This is a genomic window from Mesorhizobium sp. M0771, from assembly GCF_040320155.1.
Taxonomy (GTDB): domain Bacteria; phylum Pseudomonadota; class Alphaproteobacteria; order Rhizobiales; family Rhizobiaceae; genus Mesorhizobium.
Map to the genome: position 1 here is coordinate 71,827 of NZ_JAMYPC010000023.1, position 22,159 is coordinate 93,985.

20 protein-coding genes and 2 pseudogenes are annotated in these 22,159 nt (G+C 59.2%); 14 read left to right on the plus strand and 8 right to left on the minus strand.

From position 1 onward, the window contains the following. Window positions 1-113: 113 nt before the first annotated feature. Window positions 114-449 (minus strand): Sec-independent protein translocase protein TatB, encoded by a 336-nt coding sequence (gene tatB, locus NKI05_RS27380; protein WP_023682870.1) that lies wholly within the window; start codon window positions 447-449, stop codon window positions 114-116. 197 nt (window positions 450-646) lie between these two features. On the opposite strand from tatB, the gene NKI05_RS27385 reads away from it, so the two are divergent. Further along, complete coding sequence (locus tag NKI05_RS27385; RefSeq protein WP_023689684.1) at window positions 647-967, plus strand: hypothetical protein; 321 nt, start codon at window positions 647-649, stop codon at window positions 965-967. 287 nt (window positions 968-1,254) lie between these two features. Here NKI05_RS27385 and NKI05_RS27390 read toward each other — a convergent pair whose 3' ends face one another. Together NKI05_RS27390 and NKI05_RS27395 are read right to left on the minus strand one after the other, a co-directional pair. Further along, window positions 1,255-2,379, minus strand: coding sequence for a DUF2333 family protein (locus NKI05_RS27390; protein ID WP_352630716.1), 1,125 nt, complete (start codon window positions 2,377-2,379; stop codon window positions 1,255-1,257). Window positions 2,380-3,082: 703 nt separating this feature from the next. Then, window positions 3,083-3,913 (minus strand): universal stress protein, encoded by an 831-nt coding sequence (locus NKI05_RS27395; RefSeq protein WP_023682867.1) that lies wholly within the window; start codon window positions 3,911-3,913, stop codon window positions 3,083-3,085. A 633-nt stretch (window positions 3,914-4,546) separates the two neighbouring features. Here NKI05_RS27395 and NKI05_RS27400 point away from each other — a divergent pair. Together NKI05_RS27400 and NKI05_RS27405 are read left to right on the plus strand one after the other, a co-directional pair. Continuing rightward, window positions 4,547-5,281: an IclR family transcriptional regulator gene (locus NKI05_RS27400; protein WP_023682866.1), complete on the plus strand. Its 735-nt coding sequence runs from the start codon at window positions 4,547-4,549 to the stop codon at window positions 5,279-5,281. 179 nt (window positions 5,282-5,460) lie between these two features. Further along, window positions 5,461-6,165: a tetratricopeptide repeat protein gene (locus tag NKI05_RS27405; RefSeq protein ID WP_245263077.1), complete on the plus strand. Its 705-nt coding sequence runs from the start codon at window positions 5,461-5,463 to the stop codon at window positions 6,163-6,165. A 98-nt stretch (window positions 6,166-6,263) separates the two neighbouring features. Here NKI05_RS27405 and NKI05_RS27410 read toward each other — a convergent pair whose 3' ends face one another. Beyond that, complete coding sequence (locus NKI05_RS27410; protein ID WP_352793652.1) at window positions 6,264-6,980, minus strand: hypothetical protein; 717 nt, start codon at window positions 6,978-6,980, stop codon at window positions 6,264-6,266. Window positions 6,981-7,549: 569 nt separating this feature from the next. Between NKI05_RS27410 and NKI05_RS27415 the strand changes: the two genes are divergently transcribed. From NKI05_RS27415 to NKI05_RS27440, 6 genes are all read left to right on the plus strand, one after another. After that, on the plus strand, window positions 7,550-8,224 hold the full coding sequence (locus tag NKI05_RS27415; RefSeq protein WP_023673600.1) for a response regulator transcription factor: 675 nt from the start codon (window positions 7,550-7,552) through the stop codon (window positions 8,222-8,224). Further along, window positions 8,211-9,617 (plus strand): sensor histidine kinase, encoded by a 1,407-nt coding sequence (locus tag NKI05_RS27420; protein ID WP_023682864.1) that lies wholly within the window; start codon window positions 8,211-8,213, stop codon window positions 9,615-9,617. Before NKI05_RS27415 ends, NKI05_RS27420 begins: the two co-directional genes overlap by 14 nt. Then, window positions 9,614-10,717 (plus strand): ABC transporter substrate-binding protein, encoded by a 1,104-nt coding sequence (locus NKI05_RS27425; RefSeq protein ID WP_023682863.1) that lies wholly within the window; start codon window positions 9,614-9,616, stop codon window positions 10,715-10,717. Before NKI05_RS27420 ends, NKI05_RS27425 begins: the two co-directional genes overlap by 4 nt. A 213-nt stretch (window positions 10,718-10,930) precedes the next feature. Beyond that, complete coding sequence (locus NKI05_RS27430; RefSeq protein ID WP_023682862.1) at window positions 10,931-12,034, plus strand: ABC transporter substrate-binding protein; 1,104 nt, start codon at window positions 10,931-10,933, stop codon at window positions 12,032-12,034. Between the two features lie 120 nt (window positions 12,035-12,154). Beyond that, window positions 12,155-13,825: an ABC transporter permease gene (locus NKI05_RS27435; RefSeq protein ID WP_031202992.1), complete on the plus strand. Its 1,671-nt coding sequence runs from the start codon at window positions 12,155-12,157 to the stop codon at window positions 13,823-13,825. Next, window positions 13,818-14,912 carry an ABC transporter ATP-binding protein gene (locus NKI05_RS27440; protein ID WP_023682861.1) on the plus strand — a complete coding sequence of 365 codons (1,095 nt, stop codon included), beginning with the start codon at window positions 13,818-13,820 and terminating at the stop codon, window positions 14,910-14,912. Before NKI05_RS27435 ends, NKI05_RS27440 begins: the two co-directional genes overlap by 8 nt. On the opposite strand, the gene NKI05_RS27445 is transcribed toward NKI05_RS27440, so the two are convergent. Continuing rightward, the gene (locus NKI05_RS27445) at window positions 14,834-15,196 is read right to left on the minus strand and encodes a glycosyl hydrolase 108 family protein (RefSeq protein ID WP_245262007.1); all 363 of its coding nucleotides are present in this window, start codon (window positions 15,194-15,196) and stop codon (window positions 14,834-14,836) included. The genes NKI05_RS27440 and NKI05_RS27445 overlap by 79 nt on opposite strands. Window positions 15,197-15,278: 82 nt before the next feature. Between NKI05_RS27445 and NKI05_RS27450 the strand changes: the two genes are divergently transcribed. Together NKI05_RS27450 and NKI05_RS27455 are read left to right on the plus strand one after the other, a co-directional pair. Next, window positions 15,279-15,872, plus strand: a complete 594-nt coding sequence (locus tag NKI05_RS27450; RefSeq protein WP_023682860.1) for a CatB-related O-acetyltransferase — start codon at window positions 15,279-15,281, stop codon at window positions 15,870-15,872. 79 nt (window positions 15,873-15,951) lie between these two features. Further along, window positions 15,952-16,173, plus strand: a complete 222-nt coding sequence (locus tag NKI05_RS27455; protein WP_023673607.1) for a hypothetical protein — start codon at window positions 15,952-15,954, stop codon at window positions 16,171-16,173. Between the two features lie 180 nt (window positions 16,174-16,353). Here NKI05_RS27455 and NKI05_RS27460 read toward each other — a convergent pair whose 3' ends face one another. Then, window positions 16,354-16,506, minus strand: coding sequence for a twin-arginine translocase TatA/TatE family subunit (locus tag NKI05_RS27460; protein ID WP_023673608.1), 153 nt, complete (start codon window positions 16,504-16,506; stop codon window positions 16,354-16,356). Between the two features lie 178 nt (window positions 16,507-16,684). Between NKI05_RS27460 and NKI05_RS27465 the strand changes: the two are divergent. The 3 genes and pseudogenes from NKI05_RS27465 to NKI05_RS32285 all read left to right on the plus strand — a co-directional run. Further along, a pseudogene (locus NKI05_RS27465) lies at window positions 16,685-16,899 on the plus strand (ParB N-terminal domain-containing protein); the annotation flags it as partial. A gap of 246 nt (window positions 16,900-17,145) precedes the next feature. After that, window positions 17,146-17,577 (plus strand): L,D-transpeptidase, encoded by a 432-nt coding sequence (locus NKI05_RS27470; RefSeq protein ID WP_023682859.1) that lies wholly within the window; start codon window positions 17,146-17,148, stop codon window positions 17,575-17,577. 30 nt (window positions 17,578-17,607) lie between these two features. Then, window positions 17,608-17,752, plus strand: a pseudogene (locus tag NKI05_RS32285) (chromate transporter); the annotation flags it as partial. Between the two features lie 335 nt (window positions 17,753-18,087). Here the strand turns inward: NKI05_RS32285 and NKI05_RS27475 are convergent. Both NKI05_RS27475 and NKI05_RS27480 read right to left on the minus strand, forming a co-directional pair. Then, window positions 18,088-18,456 (minus strand): hypothetical protein, encoded by a 369-nt coding sequence (locus tag NKI05_RS27475; RefSeq protein ID WP_023673611.1) that lies wholly within the window; start codon window positions 18,454-18,456, stop codon window positions 18,088-18,090. A 26-nt stretch (window positions 18,457-18,482) separates the two neighbouring features. Further along, window positions 18,483-22,159, minus strand: a 3,677-nt coding sequence (locus tag NKI05_RS27480) for a beta strand repeat-containing protein (protein ID WP_352793658.1), incomplete at its 5' end; no start/stop codon positions are given.

Below are 22,159 nucleotides of genomic sequence, written 5' to 3' on the forward strand. Positions count from 1 at the left end.
AGGCTTGGAGACTGAGGCTGCGTTCGGCGGAACCGGGATGGTATCGGTGGAGCCGCTGTTTGACTCCTTGAGATGGTTTCGTTCAAGCGGGCTGTCGCCCTTTTGGTGTCAGATCACCGGTTGGATGCGGTGGACGCCAACTTTGAGTCAGCGCTCTGTTCAGCAGCCGGATTGCGATCGTTATCCTTCCCTTCGATGGCCTTATCAGCGCTTTGCGATACACTTTCCATTGAATTCTTTAGCACCGAGCGGGTTTCCTGCAGGTCGAGTTCCTTCTCGGCTTGTCGTACGGCGTCGTCAAACTGCTTTCGAAAATCACCAGCGATCCGATTGAATGTCTTCATCATTGCCCCCGCCGATCGCATTACTTTTGGAAGCTCCTCTGGTCCGAAAACAACGAGCGCCACCACAAAGATGACCACCAGGTGGGTCATGCCAAGTCCGAACATCGGTAAGTCCTCTCGCGCACATCGCCGGCAGTGACAATCTCTCCGCGGTTTTGCGTCGACCTATCGGGTAGCGGTTCGATCGACACCGCCGAGCCTGCCATCAGACCGCCTCGCGTGAGCCATTCCAGTATGCGCCGCGCGATTGTCGTCCATACTTCGCGCCATGTGGCACCACCCGTCAACCCGAATATCAAGCCATGCTCACAGCAAGCGGACACCACGCCGGAGCGGATGGCACACGGCCCAGAATCTTTGAAGCGGGCGCCTACTCCTTTTCTGACGAACTCGGCGGATTACGGGTCATTTCAGTCTCGGGAGCAGGAACGAGGGGCGCCCCCATCGTGGTCACCGGGGAACTTGAATCGGTTGATCCCGTAGCCCTGACCATACGGACCATCCGGCCGGTTCAACCCTTCGGGCACTTTGGCAACTACGCCGCGGGTTTCATTCCCCTCAAGATCGTCGCCCTCAACAATAGTCGTCACGCCTGGGTCGAATTCGAGCTGGAGTTGCATTAGATTCTCAACAGCAGAGCGATTTCGGCGACGGGCTTTGGTTCGACAAGGCACGCCGCGGGACGGGTCCAATTTTGTCAAGCAGTTTAGCCGGACCTCACGACCGCCTCCTGTTCCGCAAAGGCAAGGTCGATCCGTGTAGCGATGGTGCGGACTTGGTCAGGCCTGCGAGCACAACCAGTTTCCCGGATGAAGGCCATTACTCGTCAAGACACCCACCCAGGAGGCGTGCTGAAAATTCGGTTCTGGGCGAATTTCACCGTTCACAAAACTGGGTCGGTGGCAGCGAGTTACTGCGCAATAACGTTGCTAATCTCGATCATGTTTGAGCGCACGCGCAACATGTAGAAGCCAATTGTCGTTAGGTGGTTCGGCAGCAGCCAGCCGTCCTCGCGGCCGTTGGCGATGATTAAGGGCAGGATGCGCAGCGCCGAGACGAACTGCGCATCCATGGTGTCCCACAGGTTCTGCAGGTGCTTTTCCTTGATCACGTCCTCGAAATCGGCCTGGGCGCCCTTCATCAGCCCGTAATAGGCATAGAGCTGACCATAGGAGAACCAGAAGCGGTCGTCGGCGCGGAAGTCGAACCAGCCATTGTTGTGGTTCTCGGCGCGTTCCTTGAGGATCGCCGAGGTTGAGCCGATGTCGGAGGAGATGCGGTCGATATACTGTTTCAGATTGTCGGCTCGGGCATCGAACGTCGCCTGGCAGGTGGCCAGCCGAGCATTGAAGGAGCGCAATTTGCGAACCGCGTCGCGATAATAGCTCGGCGTCGGCGTCTTGGGTCCGAACGGGTTGAGGCCGAAATACCAGGTTTCCTCATCGAACTGCAGATTGCCGCGCGCATCCTGTAGGTCGGTGTCGATCTGCGATGTGGTGCGCACGCGGCCGAGATTGTCGGCAAGCTCGGTGGAGGTGCGCCGCACCGCCTGGTTGATGCCCCGCTGGAACGAGGCCTTGTTGTCCATGAACGGCGTGTGGTCCCAGTCGATGCCGAACAGGCCGAGTTTGTAGAGGATCATCGACGAGATCCAGGCATTCTGGTTGACGTTGAAATCGGTGAGGTCGGCCGCGACCTGGGCGATACCTGAATTGCCGCAGGTCTTGGCGGTTTCGGTGCCAGCGCCGGCCGCGACCTGTTCGCCGGCGGAAATGTTGCGGTTCTCGAAGGTGTATTTGTCGACGTAGTTGGGATCGAACTTGTTCCACCACTGGGTGGCGTAGAAGAAATTGGCGTAGAGACCGATCAGAACCAGCAGCGCGAGGCCGACCGCCGCCTTCAGGATCCAGCCGCGCTGTGTGTACCAGCGCCCGGCCCACAGGAACGGCCAAAGGATCACGCCGAAGGCGAGGCCGATGCCGCGGCCGATCCACTGGAAGATGCGGGTGAAGAAATTCACGATCGGATCAAGCATGGCTCTCGTTCACCCCTTCAGCATGATGCCAAAAAGTTGCAGACTTTTTGGATGACATCATGCGCCAAAACAATAAGTTAGAACGAAATGACGGCTCATTTCGTTCTAGTCAGTCAAGCCGTAAAGGCGCGTGCGAAACGCCACCTTGTCCTTCAAATATGTGGTTTGCAGAACGACGCGCTGCATAGACCATCCGTCCCGGTTTTCAAACCGCATGGTTATCGGCACACACCATACCTCGCCTAGCCATTCGCACACGACAGGCAATTTCGGCGCTTTTTATGAGCGCGCCTTCGTGCCAGTTTACTTCGTTCTGATATCGATAGACGTTCGCCAAATGCAAGCAGTGTGCCTCTGCGAGATGCCCGTCTTGACGTTTGAGACTGCCAACATCATCTAGTGTTCGCTCAGCCCCAGACTTCTGGCTCTGTGCGAGTTCGGCCTCAAGTGGTTGCAGGCGCGGACGTGATGGGCACCAAAGGCGGACCGTCATTGTCGGCCTCTGGCAGGGGCAGGAATCAATCGTAGGTGCCGCGAACGGCTATGCTCCCGGTTCAGGTCGAGTTCGATATCGAAGGCAAAACAATCGGCAACTCACGAGCAATCCGGCAGTTTCGTCTTGGGCTAGTTTAGAACCTGATACAGTGCGCCGCTGGCACAATCGTAGTAGCCAACCCGCCGCCGACAACTCTCGGGCAGATTTCTAGTGCGACAAAAGGACAGGCAGGCGCAGATCGCCAAGAACGCTTTTGGTTGCTCCACCCACGACAAAATCTCTCATCCGGGAATGGCCGTATGCACCCATAACAAGCAGATCGGCGCCCATGCTGACAGCGCGCGCCTGAAGCGTAACGCCAATGGGGCGATCTTCGAGGTCGATTGAGATCCCCTCAGCGGGAAAGCCACGCTTTCTCAGGCTCAGGGCGAGGCGTTCGCCAATATCGCGCAGCGACTTTTCGTCTGTCACTGTCAGTACCGTTATCTTTGAGGCACATTGCAGAAACGCGTGCGCATCGGCAACGGCCCGGGCCGCAACGCGGCTACCATCCCAAGCGATGATGACATGATCGATCGCACCAACGTTTGCGTCTTCCGGCAGAATTATGGTTGGGCGACCCGAACCAAACAGGACCGCATTAACGGTCATGCGCGCAGTCTGGTTATTTGGCTCCAACCCAATCAAAGCAAAATCGAAATAGCGTGACTGAGTTGCCGCAACATCGCCGATAGATGCTGGCTGAACAGCAATCTCCTCGGTTGTGAGGAGCGATCCGACGCGTGCCGCTTCAGCTTTCAATGCCTCCAGCAAATCGAGCCCATGCTTGCGGCTGGTCGCTTCTGTCTCCCGGATCATTTCGGGAAGATCGATCAAGTATCGCGAAACCGGATTGGAAATACCCGGAATATCGACATTGATCGTCAATGCATGAAGTGCGGCACCAACGTGCTTGACCACCGCGATTGCGTTTGATGCGATTTTGGTGGAATTCGCTTCCGGATACGTCGCCAGAGGAAGTAAGGCAATTTTGCTCATCAGACCTCAACCCCGTTATTTCGATCGCCGTCGACCATTGGCCCAATGCGTGTCACACTCAAGCCAGCCATTTCAGCCTACAAAAACTCAGACGACCGAGGGTTGTTACTGCCTATCCAAGGCGATCTTGCGCCGCGCCGATTCCGTCCTGAACGACTGTGGCTATAATGGCAGGCATCCAGGAACAGAGATGGCAAATGACGATTGGCCTGCTTGTTGCCATGAGCGCAGTGCCGCTCGCAAGCATTGTTTGAACAGTAGCGGTAGGCGATGATGTGGCCGCAACCCAGCGGTTCACGATCCGCGCCGGGGAAACCACGCTCCGCGACCATCCTGCTAAATCAGGATACCAGCCAACTTGGATGCTGGGGAGGCTGCGACACAACTTGGAGCACCCGACGCGCCAGTATTGTGTCCCCCACATCATGTCCGACAGGACGCGACATTTGAAGATGCAGTAGGTCCTCTTTTTCCACGATCGTGTAGGATTTTCAGTTACCGACAGGATAATATGCTGAATGATGAAATGGCACTTTGCTTTTCGCGAGCGAGGTACTCCAAAGCTGAGCACGTGGGGACGTGATCAGGACCCGACTTCGCAACTGAGCTTTGGCGTTCAAAGGAACCAAACGCGTGAACCATCAGGCGGTGGAGCAAGCTGACACAAGAGCGGGAGGGGTTGAAGCTGTCGATCGCGCGCTTTCGATCCTCGGGTGCTTCACAGAGCATGACGAGGGTTTAAGCCTGGCTGAGATATCTTCTAGAACGGGCCTATACAAAAGCACGATCCTTCGGTTAACGGAATCCCTTGTCCGCAGTGGCTACATTGTTCGCATGGCGGACAAGCGCTTTGCTGTCGGCCATACGCCGATGATATTGGCCTCATTCTACCGTCGTCGTTTTAAGATAGAGGCATTCGTTCGGCCTCTCCTTTTGAGCCTTGTCGAACAGGCGGGTGAAAGCGCATCGTTTTTTCGAAAGGAGGGAAATGACGGAATTTGCCTATTTCGCGCAGACTGTCGTCATTTGATCCGTGATCAAATCCGAGAGGGTGATGTGCTTTCGCTTGACGGTCACGCAGCTGGCCAAGTGCTTGCACGGTTCAGTACGGCTAAGCCTAGGACGCGAACAGCTCTTATGGCGAAGATTCCGTTTATATCGCTCGGGAAGGGAGATTCCGAAACAGCTGCGATGGCCGTACCGGTTTTTTCAGGCAGCGAGGGCTTGATCGGAGCGCTGGCTGTTTCTGGGCCGCTGACCAGATTTACGCCGGAAAAGTTGGTCAGCATCAGACCGCTTTTGCTGGGTTTTGGCGAACGTCTATCGATATCCCTTGCGAGCAAACAATATGCACAAGCGCGCTCATAGAATGGTCGTGACCAGCACGTGTCTGCTTAAGGGAAGGGGAGTAGCAGTTGGGGCGGATTGGTGGCAAGCGAGGCTCCAAGTCGGTTACTCTCTGCTCTGTGGCAAGTGGTCCCGCCAAACATGACTGGAATCGACATCGGCCCCTTGCGGACATGACTGCCAGTGAGCGTCCAAGCATAATGCGCACCAATCAAAACGATAGTGACGATCTGATCCGCCGCGCTTTGGCCGCGTTCAATTCCGGCAATCATCGCCAAGCGATCGATGTGTGCGAATTGGGCCTGAAGCAGCACCCAGGCGACCCGGCGCTTTGCCATCTTCTGGCGGCTGTATTGTTCGCCAAGGCAGATCTGCCGGAGGCTCGTGCGCGCATCGAAGCAAGCCTTGCCACTCGACCCGACTATGCGCCCGCCTTGATACTGGCATGCCGGATTGCCCGGGCCGAAGGCAGGTTTGAAGCGGCGTTTCAGTTCCTGGACCGCGCGGCAAGACTGTCATCTCAGGCGGAAATGCTCGTCGAACGGGCACGCACCTTCGATCAAGCAGGCGATGCCCCTGCGGCGAGCGCGTCCTGGACACTTGTCTTGCAACGGGATCCGAAATCCGGGGAGGCAGCGGCGCGCCTCGGGCGCCTTGCATGGCAGCGCCGAGCGGCTGTCGAGGCGGAAGGTCTGCTCGAACGCGCAGTCGCTGGCCGCGGGCATCTGTCGGCCTGGTTCGACCTCGGGCTGGTACGTCAGGACATGCGCAAGTTCGGCAGCGCTGCACAGGCCTATCGACGCGTGCTTGAGATGAGCCCGGCGCCCCGGAAGCGGCTGTCAATCTGGGTGTCGTCCTGCAGGAAACCGGCGACCTCGACGAGGCCATGGCAGCGTATTCATTAGCCTATGGTCTCAGCTCATCCACCTTCAGCGTCATCGCCATGGCGCTGACGTCGGCGCCAAGGGGCCGGCTGTGGCTTGATGAGAAAGCGCTGCGTCGCTCACTCGCTGGCGGAGCGTCCCCGCCTGGCGCGAAACCGCTTGCGGTAGACGCCGGGCGTTGACAGGACATCGGCGACCGTCTGCGCATAGGATGCCTGTCGCTTTTCGTCGAACACTTCGTATTCGAGCTGCGGCGCGGCCCGCGGAACCGCAAAGCACAGCGCGACTGGAGTTACTTTCCTGAGCACGCCAGAGAATCCGGGCTCCGTCCAGATCGCCGGGAAATTGATGCCCCCATCGCTGAACCGGTCGGAATCCACCAGGCCAGTCACCAGCCTGAAGGGAAGATCCTCGCGATTGACCGGATGCGTCGCGAAGAGCGACCAGCCGTCCTCGATCTGTATGGTCCAGAAGCTGTTGAATTTGATAGCGGCTTGACCGGGAGTGGCAAACGGGCTGCCGGCGAGCTGCCCCGGCGTGTGGAAGCTCAAAGGCGCTCGGGGGTGGTTCTCACTGACCGGGTCTGGAATGTGCCAGTCCCAGGAAAAGGTCCCTTTGTCGACGACGACGTCGCACGGCAGGAGGATCATGAAGCCATAGGTCATCGCATCGATAACGGGCGGGCACTGCTTGAGCGTGCGAATGTCGCGGCCGTGGATCGCCGAATAGGCAGTGGCGGGCATTGCGCGCAGCCAATCCGGTAGAGCACCGCGCGCGAGGATCGGGCGTGGCAAATGCTCGATCAACATCGGATCACATCGGAAAATGACACGCATCGTCGCCTCCCGGCGTTGCGGTACCACGATTGCCGATCACACTCCAAGCGGCGATAAGGTAGGGCAATGCTGCACTAACACCTTGGACAAATTGGCGAGTTTTTCTTCAATTCAGGCGAGACCCAGCCATTTGCTAGGCCAAGCTGTTCCAAAGGCTATCCGGAAGGGCGCAACGCAGTCAACAAACCGCCGCGTCACACATGACCAACGGCACAATCGCCACCAAGACTGCCGCGTTTGCGAGGATAAACGGAGGGCGCTGCCAAGCAACCAGGCAAAAGATGAAAATGACGACGCCAACGACAACAAGATGCAGGCGAAAAGTTCACCGTGTCTTTGCGAGAACGACAGTCGACATCGTAGCTTGCATTTTGTCGTCACGACAATCCGGGCATCCTGTCTCGCCTGATGCGCCCTCGTCGGCCGACAGTGTATACGCAGATCAAAATGAAGGCAGACGGCATGGCGCAGCCAGTCGTTCGGATGATTGGAAGCTGAACAGCTGATATCCGCAGATGCTGTCGAGCGCGACGCTTGATAGGCTACTGCTTCCGTGCAAATGCTCCGTCATGCGAATTCTCCTCGTCGAAGACACGCACGACGTTGGCGAGGCAATCAGCCGCCGCTTCGAAACGATCGGCCATGCGGTCGATTGGGAGACGGACGGTCGTGCTGCCGCAGAAATCCTCGGTTTCACCAGCTACGATCTCGTCATACTCGATGTCATGTTGCCCGGCCTCGACGGGTTCGAAATCGTTCGAAGGCTCCGGCAGGCAAGAAAGACGACCCCAGTTCTGATGTTGACGGCCCGTTCGGAGATAGAGGACCGCGTTGGCGCGCTCGATATCGGCGCCGACGACTATCTGGTCAAACCGTTCGATTTCCGCGAATTGGAAGCGCGCGCCCGTGTTCTGCTGCGGCGGAAAAGCGGCGAGGCGACCAACATCGTTCAGTGCGGCGATGTCGTGCTCGACCGCGCCAGCCGCTCGGTCCGGGTAGGCAGGCGCGAGGTGCAATTGAAACGACGCGAAATGACGTTGCTTGAGATACTGGCGTCGCGGCCAGGTCGCGTCTTCAGCAAGGATGAACTTATCGATCAGCTTTTTGGGTTTGACGAGCCGGTCAATCAGAACGCGATCGAACTTTATGTCGGCCGGCTGCGCAAGAAGCTGGAAGGCGCCAAGGCGCAGATCGTCACCGTGCGGGGCATGGGATATCAGCTGGCTTCCGATGATACCGGCTGAGCCTTCCCTTTTCACGCGCCTGGCGGTCCGCATCTCGCTGGTGCTGGGCCTGGGCGCGGCTCTTCTGGTGAGTGCGGCGTGGTACTACGCGCGAACCGCCGCCGATGACGCCTATGACCGGCTTCTGCTAGGTGCGGCGATCCAGATGGCGGACAGCCTTACGGTTGAATCCGGTTCACTCATCGTCAACTTGCCGGTATCGGCTTTTGAGCTCCTGGGCCTCGCCAGCCGCGACCGCATCTTCTATCGCGTGATCGATCCTTCCGGCGCGACGCTGACAGGTTATGCCGATCTGCAAACAGAAGTTGATTTGGCAGCAATACACGATGTCCCGGTATTGGAATCGGCGCGTTATCGCGGCGAACCGGTCCGCATAGCGGTGGTGGCTCGCGCTCTATCCGATCCCGCCGTATCCGGTTGGGCGCATGTCATCGTTGGGCAGACCACGGAAGCGCGCAGTGCGCTCGCGGGGGAGTTGACGCTCAGAGCGACCGTCCTCCTGGTAATCATGAGCATATTGGCATTGGCTGGGGCGATGGTGGCCATTCGCTATTCTCTGCAACCGGTCAAGCATCTGGGAGCGACGCTTCGCCGTCGTGATCCACAAGACCTTACGCCCGTGACAGTCGTCGTCCCGCGAGAATTGCGGCCTTTCGTTACTTCCATCAATTATTTCATGAGTCGGCTCGACGAGCGCGTGAAACTCCTGCAGCGATTCATCGCCGACGCGGCGCACCAGATCAGAACGCCGCTGACGGCACTTACCGCGCAGCTCGATCTGTTGAGTCAAGCCAAGCTGGACAAGTCGAGCCGCCAGCATCTCGATCGCGTACAGCAGCGCGCCGGCGAACTTGCGCGCCTGACCAACCAGTTGCTCAGCCACGCCATGGTCATCCATCGTGCCGATTCCGTGCAGCTTCAGCCGCACCACCTTGCAGACGTCGCACGGCGCGCTTTCCGTGCGGCGGTTCCGATAACTATCGATTCGGACATCATCGTCTCCTTCGAGGCGCCTGACGATGAACCTGTCGTGCTTGCGGACGCCGTCAGCCTGCGTGAAGCGATCGTCAATATCATCGACAATGCCCTGCGCCACGGAGTGATGTCGCGCCTTGAGGTCAGGGTACGCAGCGACGGTACGCTTGCCCATGTCGAGGTCGAGGATGACGGACAGGGCATTCCGTCGAGCGAGTGGGAGCGAGTCACGCAGCGCTTCGAAACGTCCAAATCTCACGACGGCAGCGCAGGTCTGGGTTTCGCCATCGCGTCGGAGGTGGCGGCGGCTCACGGTGGCGCGCTGACCTTTCGCGAGAAAAGCGAGGATGGCGGGAAGCGCACGCAAGGGTTCACCGTCACCTTGACGTTGCCCATCGCCAGAGAGAAGGCAGGATGATAGCGAGAGCATTGCGGGCATTCACTTTACTGGCTGCAATCCTTTTGTGCGTCGATCAGGCGGCAAGAGCTGCTGAAGGAAGCAGCGCATTTTTCCCTTCGCCACAGCCGGAGAAGGATCGACTGTCGATCCACGCCGCGACCGATCTGGTGGCGATGGAACCCCTGATCCGGGACTTTCAGTCCGTTTTCCCCAACGTTGCAGTCGACTATGTTGAATATGTCACCAACGACTTGCAAAAGAGTGCCAGCGAAGCCTGTCGGACGGGCGCGGTGCTGGGCGACATCTTGTTGTCGCCGTCGGTCGACCAACTCGTGAAGCTCGCCAATGACGGCTGCGCGGCGCCGCACGTGTCGGCGGAAACCGCGCATGTCGCCGACTGGGCAAACTGGCGCGACGAAGTATTCGGCTTTACCTACGAACCGGCCGTCTTCGTCTACAACGCCCGCCTCGTGCCGTCCGGCGACGTACCGCGCACCCACATCGAACTCGCCGATCTTCTTAGGCGGCGGCTCGATTTTTATCGTGGGCGGGTCGGAACGTTCGACATCCGGCTTTCGGGCATCGGCTACCTATTGGCGTTCAGTGATGCGCGGCAGACGACCGCGGTCTACGGTCGGCTTCTGGAAAGCATGAGCCGAGCGGAAACCGTGGTTCGTTGTTGCACCGCGGAGACCCTTCAGGACGTTGCAAACGGGACCCTGTATATTGGCTACAATATGATCGGGTCATACGCCTATGCGGCGGCCAGGGACAATTCCGACTTAAGGGTCGTTGTCCCGCGGGACTATGCGCTGATACTCAGTCGTGGCGCGCTCATTCCGAAGACGGCACCGAGTATGGCCCTTGCCAAACGATTTCTCGACTACCTTCTGTCAGCCCGGGGACAGAAAGTCGCGAGGGAAAGTTCCTTTTTCTTCGCCGAGAATGGGCAATTGCCTGACGGAGCGGACGGCCCGGAAACACTTGGCGAGTCTGGTATCGCGCGCGCCATTCGCATCGGCCCTGCGTTACTTGCCGTACAGGACGAGGCGCTGCGCCGCCGCTTCATCGAAGATTGGAGCAAGTCGATGATCGGTGCCCAGGGCCAGCGACCGTGACCCCGCAGGATGCCGCTCCAAAATTTCCACAATCTCAGCGATATGTCGATGTGGCCGATCCGGCTGTCGTCGAGAAACTGAGCACGACCCATCGGGCCCAAGTCGGCTGAGCAAACCTCTACATTGCCGTGACAGGTTGGTGACAGGTCAGGATGATACTCGCCTTTTGTGCCTGGAGGAGGTACGATTTAGGCGAACTTGGAGGAGACCTCAATGAAAAATCGTCTTGCGACGATGACGGCCGTGCTTTCGCTGTCAGCCGCTTTCGCGACGCTTGCCCCCGCTGCCGAAATTCCCGCCGGGTATCCGGACAACTACAAGGATCTGGTGGCCGCCGCCACCGCGGAAGGACACCTCAGCATCTATTCGACGACCGATGCGGCGCTGGTCCAGCCCTTGCTCAAGGATTTCGAAGCAGCGTTCCCCGGGATTGCCGTAGAATATTCCGACCTCAATTCGACCGAACTCTACAATCGCGTCATTGCCGAAACCGCTTCGGGCCAAGGCACGGCGGATGTCGCCTGGTCTTCGGCTCCGGATCTGCAGATCAAACTTGCCGCAGACGGTTATGCGCAGGAGTACAAATCCGTCGAGGCGGCTCACGTTCCGGCCTGGGCGTCGTACAAGGGCATGATCTATGGTGCCACAGCCGACCCGGTGACTTTCGTCTACAACAAGCGTCTCGTGCCTGAAGGCGATGTTCCCGCAAGCCACGCCGATCTGCTCAAGCTGATGACCGGCAAGACCGCCGATTACGACGGCAAGATCGCGTCCTACGATCCGGAAAAGTCCGGGGTCGGCTTCTATTTCTACAACCAGGACGCCAAGACATGGACCGATTCCTGGGCGCTCAACAAGGCTTTTGGCAAGGCCCATATCAAGCTCTATAGCTCCGCCGGCTCGATGATTGAGAAGGTCACGTCTGGCGAACATTCCATCGCCTACGGCATCTTCGGCTCGTATGGCCTCGCCAAACAGGCCAAGGACGAGAACCTTGGTGTGATAATCCCCAAGGATTATGTTTTAGTGACCACCCGCGCCACGGTCATTCCAGCGGAAGCCAAGGATCCCAATGCGGCGAAGTTGTTCGTCGACTATCTGCTGTCGGCGCGCGCGCAGAAGCTGATCGCCAACGACATCAAGCTCTATGCCGTTCGTGATGACGTTGAGGGGGCAACCACGCTGGCGTCCATAAAGGCCGCTGCCGGCGAAAATGTTCATCCGATCGCGCTCGACGACAAACTGCTCGAAGGCCTGGACGAGACGACACGGCTGGCGTTCCTCAACGAGTGGCAGAAAGCCATGAAGGGCGAGTAATCGCCTGATCGGGAGTGCCGCCACAATCGGCTCTTCCGCCTTTCTTGCTGTTAAGAACCATCGGAACGGCGCGCTTGCGCTCTTGCTAGCGGACGGCCCCCGGCTTTGTTCGAGGCGATCATGCCCTTCCGCGTCTTTCGTGTCAGCACCAATCTCCTCGCCATCCTGGTGGTGTTGGCGCCGGTAACGCTGATCATCTACCAGAGTTTTCTGTCCGGCCCGTTCTTCCAGAAGACCGCGCATCTGTCGCTGAAGGCTTATAGCTTCATCCTTGCAGATGCGGATTTCTGGCTGGCGCTGACGACTTCGCTCAAGCTCGCGGTGGGGATGACATTGATCGCCGTTCCGGTGGGAATCCTGCTGGCGTTCATCATCGTGCGTACCGACGTGCCGGGCAAGCGCTGGCTGGAGCCGATCATCCTCATCCCGGTGTTCATGTCGGCGGTAGTGCTGGCCTTCGGCTATGTGATGACGTTGGGACCAGTCGGCTTCGTCTCGCTGGCGGTCAAGTCGGTGATTGGCTACGTGCCTTGGAATGTCTATTCGGTGACATCGATCGCGATTATCGCCGGGCTCACCCATGTCCCGCATGTCTATCTCTATGCGTCGGCGGCGCTGCGCAATGTCGGCGCCGACCTGGAAGAGGCGGCACGCATCGTCGGCGCCGGCCCCTGGCGCGTCGCCGCCAGCGTGTCGCTGCCCATGGTGATGCCGGTGGTGCTTTATGCGGCGGTTCTAGTGTTCTTCCTTGGTTTCGAACTTTTCGGCCTGCCACTGGTGCTTGGCGATCCGGAAGGGGTGTTAGTTCTCGCCACCTATCTCTACAAGCTCACCAACAAGCTCGGGGTTCCTTCCTACCAGTTGATGGCCGTAGTGGTGGTGGCGATCATCATGATCGCGCTTCCGCTGGTGGTGCTGCAGCGCTACATGCTGCGCAATGCCAGCCGCTATGTGTCTGTCAAGGGCAAGGGCAGCCGGCACAACCCCATTCGGCTGGGCGCGCTTCGCTGGCCGGCCTTCGCGCTCGTAGTGGCATGGTTCGCGGCCACGGTGATCATACCGGTGGGCGGCGTCGCAATTCGCTCGCTGGTGACAAGCTGGGGCGTCGGGGTGAACATCTTCGAGGTGCTGACGTTAGATCACTATCGCGATCTCGCTGACTATCCGAATGTCGTCAGCGCCATTGTCAACACGGTCGGTGTTGCGGTCATCGGCGGTGCGGCTTCGATCGCGGCCTATACCGCCGTGGCACTCGCCGGTCACCGCTCGAACGCACCCCTGACCAAAGTCGTCGACTACGTGGCCATGATACCGCGGGCGATGCCGGGTATTGTGGCTGGCCTCGCCATGCTGTGGATCTTTCTGTTCTTCAAGCCGATCGCGCCCCTGCGTGCCACGATGATCTCGGTGTGGCTTGCCTATACCATTGTCTGGTTCGCCTATGGCATGCGACTGATTTCCGGAACGCTCCTGCAGATCGGCAAGGAACTCGAGGAAGCCGGCCGGTCAGTTGGCGCCAGCGAAGGCCGGGTCGCCAGGGACATCACGCTGCCGCTCATCCGTGGCGGGATGTTCTCGGCCTGGCTGCTGATCTTCCTGATCTTCGCGCGTGAATATTCGACCGGCGTTTATCTGCTCGGGCCGGGAACCGAAGTGATCGGCTCGCTCATGGTTTCCCTGTGGGGCACCGGCGCGATCGATCTGGTCTCCGCTCTCGCCGTCATCAACACCGTCATCATCGTGACCGGTCTCGCCGTAGCGATGCGCTTTGGAGTCCGCCTCAATGACTGACATCATCATAGACGGCCTGCGCCTCAGTTACGGCACCCTCGAGATCCTGAAAGGTGTGTCCTTCTCGGTCGAACCAGGCCAGATTGTCGCCTTGCTCGGCGCCTCCGGGTCCGGCAAGACGACGCTCTTGCGAGCGGTCGCTGGTCTGGAAACACCCAACCGCGGCAAGATACTGCTCGGTGACAGGCCGCTTTTCGACGCGGAGCAGAACATCAATCTGGCGCCGGAAACGCGCGGTCTCGGGCTGGTATTCCAGTCCTATGCGCTGTGGCCGCACCGGACGGTGTCGGAGAATGTGGGTTATCCGCTGAAGCTGCGCAAAGTGTCTCGGGCGGATCTTGCCAGCCGCGTCCAGAAGGCTTTGGACAGCATAGGCCTCGGCAAACTAGGTGAGCGCTATCCGCACCAGCTCTCCGGCGGGCAGCAACAGCGCGTCGCGTTGGCCCGCGCGCTGGTCTACGAGCCGAACGTGATCCTGCTCGACGAGCCGCTGTCCAATCTGGACGCCAAGCTGCGCGAGGAAGCGCGGATCTGGTTGCGTCGCCTCATCACCAATCTCGGCCTATCGGCACTGTGCGTCACCCATGACCAGGTCGAAGCGATGGCGCTCGCCGACCGCATCCTGCTGCTCAATGGCGGCCAGATCGAACAGGACGGAACGCCCAAACAAATCTACAACAGGCCGAAGAGTCTGTTTGCAGCAGAGTTTATGGGCGCCAGCAATCGCCTTGACGGCGTGGTCGCCGCCATCAAGCGCAACCGTGCGGAAATTGTCGCGAACGGCATCCATCTCGTGGGCAATGCTCAGGAGGAGCTGACCGTCGGCACCAAAGTCACCGCACTCGTCCGGCTTGAGCGGGTGACGTGGTCCGGGAAGGACGGTCCGGGGCGTATTGCCATGACCTGCGTCGAGAGCCTTTTCCTCGGCGACCGGCACGAGGTGATTTTCGAAGGCAATGACCTGACGGTCCGGACTTATTCCCGCGATGCCCTTCCGTCCGGCCAGTACTACGTTGAATTCCCCGTCGAGGACCTGATGGTTTTCGCGGCGGAACGCGGGAGCCGAACGCTGGGCACGACCAAGTAATTTGATGCCGGCATTGAAGTTCGACCACCCGCTACCGCGAACGGCGACCACAAAAATTCCGCCGGGAAGAAGAAGCCGTTCGCGGCAACGAGCCGGTCGTAAATCTCGTTCAGCTCGTCGGTCGTGACGCTTTTGACCGAGCGCTTTGTCTGGCCCTTGCCGACCCAGCAAGCGTCATAGACGCGCTGGGTGACGCCCTTCAATGTTGGGCCACCAAGATCATTCTTATTGTTTTGAATAGTCGCCTTCGTGCGCGAGCACCTTGGCAAGCGATTCCTTCTCACGGGAAACTGCCATTACAATTCCTCTTGGGTTGTGTTGATGCGTGTTTTCCGGCTATGCCATTCGGCAGAGGCGGATCGAAGAATGTCGGCTATTTCGAAGTGGATTCGGGACGCACGTGCGAAATTGCCCGAGCATGTTTCTGTCGGCCGCCACACCTATGGCGTCACTTGGCGGAAGGTGCTTTTCCCAACTGGTGAATCTCCCCTAGACGTGGGGAGCTTCTGCTCAGTTGCTGGCCAAGTCCTCTTCATGTGTACTGGTCAACACCAGACAAAGAGTGCCACTTCATTCCCGATTTATAGCCGCCTCCTGAAGCAGCCTGAGCCGATACCCAACGCCGGAAAGCCTGGAGGCATTACGATTGGCAACGATGTTTGGATTGGCCACGGCGCCATCATATTGCCAGGCGTGACCGTTGGCGATGGCGCCGTTGTGGGTGCCGGCTCCGTGGTCACCAAGTCTGTCGAGCCGTATTCAATAGTCGCCGGCAATCGTGCACGAGTCATCCGCAGTCGGTTCCCTACTGATGTCATTGCACAGTTGCTGGAAATAAAGTGGTGGCTATGGGAAGAAGATAAGATCAAGAGCGAGGCAGCTATTCTCACCGGTCCGATCGAGACTTTCATTGCTAAGCACGCGACCAGAACCAAGTCGGTGTCGAGCCGGAAGGTCTAGCGATCTGGGCCATCGGCGCGATGCGATGTCGTCACGCCTGAACCTTCCTGGGAACAAGGGATTGGTGTAGAAACGATCGATGAGAAATTTTACGCTGAAATTGCTCTACCAGTATGATGCCTATTTCGCGGGGCTGGCTGCAGCGGCGACCGGCCTATCTGCCTACAGATTGGGTGCCGGATACTGGCTCTCAGGCATTGCCGCGCTGGCTATTTTCCTGTTCGTCGCCATAGCGGTTGACCAATATTTTCTCTGGTCATTCGATAATTACCGCGACCGGCAAAACAGCAGGACCAGATAATCATCAGGCCCAAGCCCCTACAACAAATGGGTTGTGGAGCAAAATTAGGTATTGCTGGGCGGCCGAAAGGACTTGGTCGGGTACATCGCCTACGGCGACAAGGAATTATACCACCGCGGCGTAGGCGCGAAGATGATTGCAGGATGGAGCGCTCGGACCAGGCTGAGGGCATCCGCATCGTCACTGTAAACTTCCGAAATCACCAGCGATCCGATTGAATGTCTTCATCATCGCCCCTGGCGATCGCATGACTTTTGGAAGCTCCTCTGGCCCGAAAACAACCAGCGCCACCACAAAGATGACCACCAGGTGGGTGATGCCAAATCCGAACATCGGTTCGGACTCTCGCGCACATCGCCGGTAGCGACAATCTCTCCGCGGTTTTGCGACCGATCCGGTTGAACGCCTCGATCGACACCGCCAAGCCCGGTCATCAAACCGCTCGCATGGGCCATTCCACCATGAGGCCGCGCGATTGCCGTTCATATTTCGGGCCATGTGGACCGCCCGTCAACCCCTGCAAAACCTTGTGGTGAAGCCGGAGCTTGACGGCGAAAGTGCGGAAACCGGCTTCCATTTAGTCAGCATCTGGCGAAGGCCGCAGGGTCGAGCAGTTGCTTCGCGTAAAAACGCAAGCAGATCAAGATGACCGAACCGATCCGCTGTGTCATCGACACCGTGAACGATCCGCACGAAATCAGCCTCGATGAGAATATCACGCGCGAGGTAACCAGCTTCAGGTGTTGTTCGTTCATCCGACGATTTGAGCAGTGGACGGGGTGGTTGTGCAAGCCTGCCGCCTATATCGATTGTGCGTGTCGTCGCGGCAGCTATGACGGGAAATCGTTCAAATCCGCTGCTTTAGATTGGCGATTTCGTCAAAGACTGTGTGTTACGCCACTCACCTGCCGCTAAAGATGAAGAAACCGCGCGATGGCAGTCAGGCAAAGGGCATAAAAGGGGCTTGATCTCATGAACAGAGTTGTTCTCATGGCGGTAGCACTTGCTGCGATGCTGTTCGGCACGTCTGTCGAAGGCAACGCCGCGGGCCTGGTCGCCACCATTGATGTATCTTCGCAGACCATGACTGTCAGCCGCTATGGTCAAGTGCTTTACCGATGGAGCGTATCCACCGCCCGCAAGGGTTACATCACCCCGCGCGGCGCCTATCGGCCGCAACGGACAGCGCGGATGTGGTATTCGCGCAAATACGACATGTCGCCTATGCCTTATTCGGTATTCTTCCGTGGCGGCTATGCCATTCATGGCACCGGCGCGGTGAGATACCTTGGACGCCCGGCGTCGCATGGCTGTGTCCGCTTGCACACCGCCAATGCCGCGACCTTCTATTCAATGGTGCGGGAAGTTGGCTTCGGCAACACGCGGATCGTCGTCACCGACTGAGGCTCGGCGCCGACGAAAAGACACCCACGGCAAGCGGCCGTGCCCGCCTTTGGCTGGCTCTCGCCCGGCGAGATGGTCAACGACTTCACGGAGATCACGCCGGGGCCGTTGATGATGCGTGCTGCAGTTCGTCGGCCATATTGCGGCTTTCCGCGCACCAGGCGCGCTCAATCCGCACGACGGCTTACCCGCAGTCGGGGCACGAATGGGTTGGGTCAGGCGTCCGGACTAAGCCGACGGCGTTGGAATCCACCGGTTGTGGTGGGCCAAGATCAGCTAGTAGTCATCCGTTTTCGAACAATTGCCCGTGCGAAAAGTTCCCGAACTGCATGACAGCGAACCGGCCGCGTTGACCCGGATAAAGCGTGTGGCTCAAGGGCAGGTCGTTCCAGCCAATTGACACGGGCTTCAGGGGCAGAAATGGCCAGTACGATCGCTCCAGCAATCGCTCTCGACAATCTCCCGTGGGCTGTCATCGTCAGCCTGTCGGCGCGACTTGATCCCTTCCGGTCAGTTCATGTACTCGACCATGCGGTCGTGGAAGCACTCGCACTTGTTGAGGGTGTCTTCGTCCTTGTAGTTCGTCTTGAGATAACCATAGGCCATGCCGCAGGCGACCTTGGCTTCCGACGCCCAGATGAAGGCGGGGCGGGACGAATTGATCCATTCCGAGCTGTTGGCGACGGCCACCGACTCGTCCATGAGCTTCACCACCTCGGTCTTGAGATCGACGATGTTGTCGTTCAACACCAAATTCGACGTGCCGACGGTCCGGCAATAGTCGGCCACCGGCCCTTCGATAATGTCGGCGGCCTGAAGTCCTGTCGCGCATATCGACAGCAGCCCGGCTCCGAAAGCCACTCGCAAAACTCTGTTCATGCTCCTCACCCCGTCCCTTTCGCCCCTTAGACCACGTCCGTCTTGGTGCCGTGGCTGTCATCGTAGAGTATTTTGACCGCATCGGCGGCGCTGTGGAATGTGTAGTTCTCCAGCACGGCGACCGTATGATAGTTGTCGCCGCCGCCGTCGGTGTCGACCTTGACCTCGGCATTGGCCGAGGACTGCGCGATCTCCACGAAGCCGCCGCCCACGAGATCGGTGACGCCAGCCAAGCCTTTGAGCAACGAGGAAAGATCAAGCTGGTCGCCATCGTGGAAGTCTGCGATCAGGTCGGCTACCTCGAGCGAGCCGATGGTGAAGGTCCTTGTGCCATCGGAGGCAACGGACGTTTCCACGGGCGCAACAAGTGAGGTGTTGAGTTCGACCTCGATATAGTTGCCGGTCGTGCCGTCGGCCATCTGGAAGGTGCCGTTGCTTGCCACGGCCTGCCCATCGATTTCGCCGACAGCGGAGGTCGTTGTCGTGCTGATCGAAATAATACCGTTATCAGCAAGGTGTGACAATTCCCCAGAGTCACTGATGCCGTTGGCGTTGGCGTCCTTCCAGATCAGCAGGCTGCTGAAGGCATCGTCGTATTGATCGATGACGCCGTCATGATTGCTGTCGAGCGATGCAAGTGCCGCCGCGCCGCTGGCGAAATGGCCGCCGCCGAAACTCGGCGTAAACAGCTCGGTGCCATCATCGATCTTGCCGTTATGGTTGAGGTCGATCGCCAGCATGCCGTCGTTCGAGGTGTTCCAGGCAATTTGGTCTTTGGTTCCGTCACCATTGATGTCAAACTGGACGCCATGGCTGACGTCGGAGAAGGCGAAGCCATCATGGTTCAGATCCAGGATAATCGGATCGACCGATCCGCCGATCAGGGTGTTCAGGTTCGCTACCGTGACGTTCTGGAGATCGACCAGTGCTCCTACGCCGGCATTGGTGGTTGTCTGGGTATAGACGAACGTATGATTTACGCCCGAGATGGTTGCCGTGAATGCGAGCGTCGCCCCGGCGTTTCCGATGTCTGTGCCCATGAGATATTGGACAGCCGCCGCGAGAGCTGCGGTTGAGGTGATAGCCAACGGCGAGCCGCCGGCATCTGTTCCGAAGAAACTGGCGATGCCGTTGGTGACCGAATGAGATTCCACTGTATCTCCGCCGATCGTCAATACGGAGTCTCCTGCTCCGTCGACAAGGCCGGCGGTGGCGGCCACCAGAGTCCCTGGCAGGGCCAACTTGTCGGTCCCGGCGACGAAGTCAGTGATGATGTCATAGCCGGTGATCGTCCCGGCATTGCCGGTTCCGCCTATAACGGGTGTCGAATCCCCAGTCCCGATCAGGAAGGTGTCGGCGCCGGCGCCGCCCGTCAGGAAATCGTTGCCGCCCCGTCCGATAATGATGTCGTTTCCACCGCCACCGGACAGATGATCGACACCGGACGTACCATAGATCTGGTCGGCCAATGTGGCGTCGCCATTCACCGTGATGCCGGGATCGCCCGGATCATGCGAGAAGAAGGAGAAGCTGACCGAGCGCGCCTGGTAATTGCCACCACTATTGTCGAAGTAAGACAGCGTCCATGAGTCGCCGGCTGTAGGTGGGTGTGCGATCAAATAGCTGGCAAGCGTCGTGGAGGTGGCGTTGCCGCTGCCGTCCAGAAGGAAGATATGGTCGTAGTCGACAGTTGCCTTCATCAGGCCGGTGGCCGGATCGTAGAACCAGCTCTGTTCGAATGTTCCGGCGGTCAGATCGTCTTCGACAACTGCGAAATGGTTGGTGCCTATGACTATCTCGACCTGGACTTCCTGTTCGCGATGCGATCCCGCACTGCTGTCTCCGAACACGCCGGGATTTCGCTCCGCTACAGGTATCGGCGTTACGAAGGGCGACTCTTGAAAGTCGGTATAGACTACTAGAGTCGCGCTATGAGGATCGGCGATTATAGCATTTACCGTGGCTTGTGACAGGGCCAGGGTCGTGACCTGATCATTTCCCGAGGTAAGAGGGCTGCTGCCATTGCCCACCTGAGCAGTGTCGCTGGGCAGACTGGTCGGGGGCACTTCGTGGATGCCGACAGTCTGGACAGTCGTGGCGGTGCCATCGAAGACATTCAGCGTAAGGTTGGTGTTGACAGTATCGGTTACCGTGGCGGTTGGTGTGTAGACCAGGTTACCCAGCAGGTTGATGCCACCGGACGGATTGTAGAGCACGGTGCCGGTTGTCAGGGCGACATAGGTCACGCCGTTGTAGTAGAACACCCCAGTCGGGATCGTCCCTGTTGCGGTGACGATCAGGTTGTCGCCATCCGCATCCGTCGGGATCGAGACCAGCAGCGGATATCCATTGGGATAAGTCGGCGTGCCAAGGGTCTGCTGCCCCGGGTCGCTCGACATCCAGTTCTGGGTGCTGGCAACAACCGGTGCATCGTTGATGTCCGTCAGGTTGATGGTCAATGTCGTCGTCGAGAAGTCGCCGTCGCCGTCCTTGATTGTGTAGACGAACACGTCCGTGGTGTTCGCGTTAATGCTGTGAGCCGTCGACTGGTAGGTGTAGGAGCCGTCGACGTTGAGGTGAAGCGTGCCGTGCAGGCCCACAATGTCGGTGTTGACGCCACCCGATACTGCTGTCGTGGTGTTGCCGCCCGCCGCCCGTACGCCATCGATCGTGGCCCCGTCGGCGCCGGCGACGTCATTGACGAGCACGCCTGCCGCCGCCAATACGGTGAGCAAAGCGCCCTCGTTGACATTGCCGGTATCGGCATGCGCCGTCGGCACGTCGTCGATGATGTTGATGACCAGGTTGCCGGCCGGTGCGCTGTCGCCGTCAGTGTCGGTGACGATGACTGCGAAGCTGGCGGTGGTGTTGTCGCCGGTGGTGTTGTCGACGAGCGTGTAGGAATAGCTGATCGTGCCGGCGCCGGTGGCCGGATTGTAGACATAGCTTGCCGTCAGCGAGCCGGTGGCGTCGGTGAAGGTCTGCGCGGCGCCGGTCAGCACATGGCCGCCGAGCGAGACTACCGACACGCCGTCCGGCGAAGTGAAGCCGATGGTGCCCGAGGTGGTCTCCGAGTTGGCGGCAGCGTTCGAGCCCGCGGACTCGCCGCCGCGTGCCGGAAGGCCGGCCTCATAGACGGTGGTCGAGGCAAGGCCCGGCGCCGGAATGCTGTCGGTCGGCGTCGAGTCGCCGATCGAGATGGTCAGCGTGGTGTGCGAGGTGTCGCCGTCGCCATCCTTGATGGTGTAGGTGAAGACGTCGTCGTGGCCGCCCTGCGAGCCGGCATCGCGTACATAGGAGTAGGAGCCGTCGGCGTTAAGCGTCAGCTTGCCGTAGGTGCCCTGGATCTGCACGCCGAGCGAGCCGGTGAAGTCGGCATTGGTGTCGCCGGCCTGGACGCCAACCACCGCTGCGCCGTCTGCACCCAGGACATCGATGCCGGTCACCGGCGAGGTGGTGCCCACCGCCGTCAGCACGTTGCCGGCCTCGGCCGTGAACTGGTTGGAGGCTACACTGTCGGTATCGGCATGCGCCGTCGGCACGTCGTCGATGATGTTGATGACCAGGTTGCCGGCCGGTGCGCTGTCGCCGTCAGTGTCGGTGACGACGACTGCGAAGCTGGCGGTGGTGTTGTCGCCGGTGGTGTTGTCGACGAGCGTGTAGGAATAGCTGATCGTGCCGGCGCCGGTGGCCGGATTGTAGA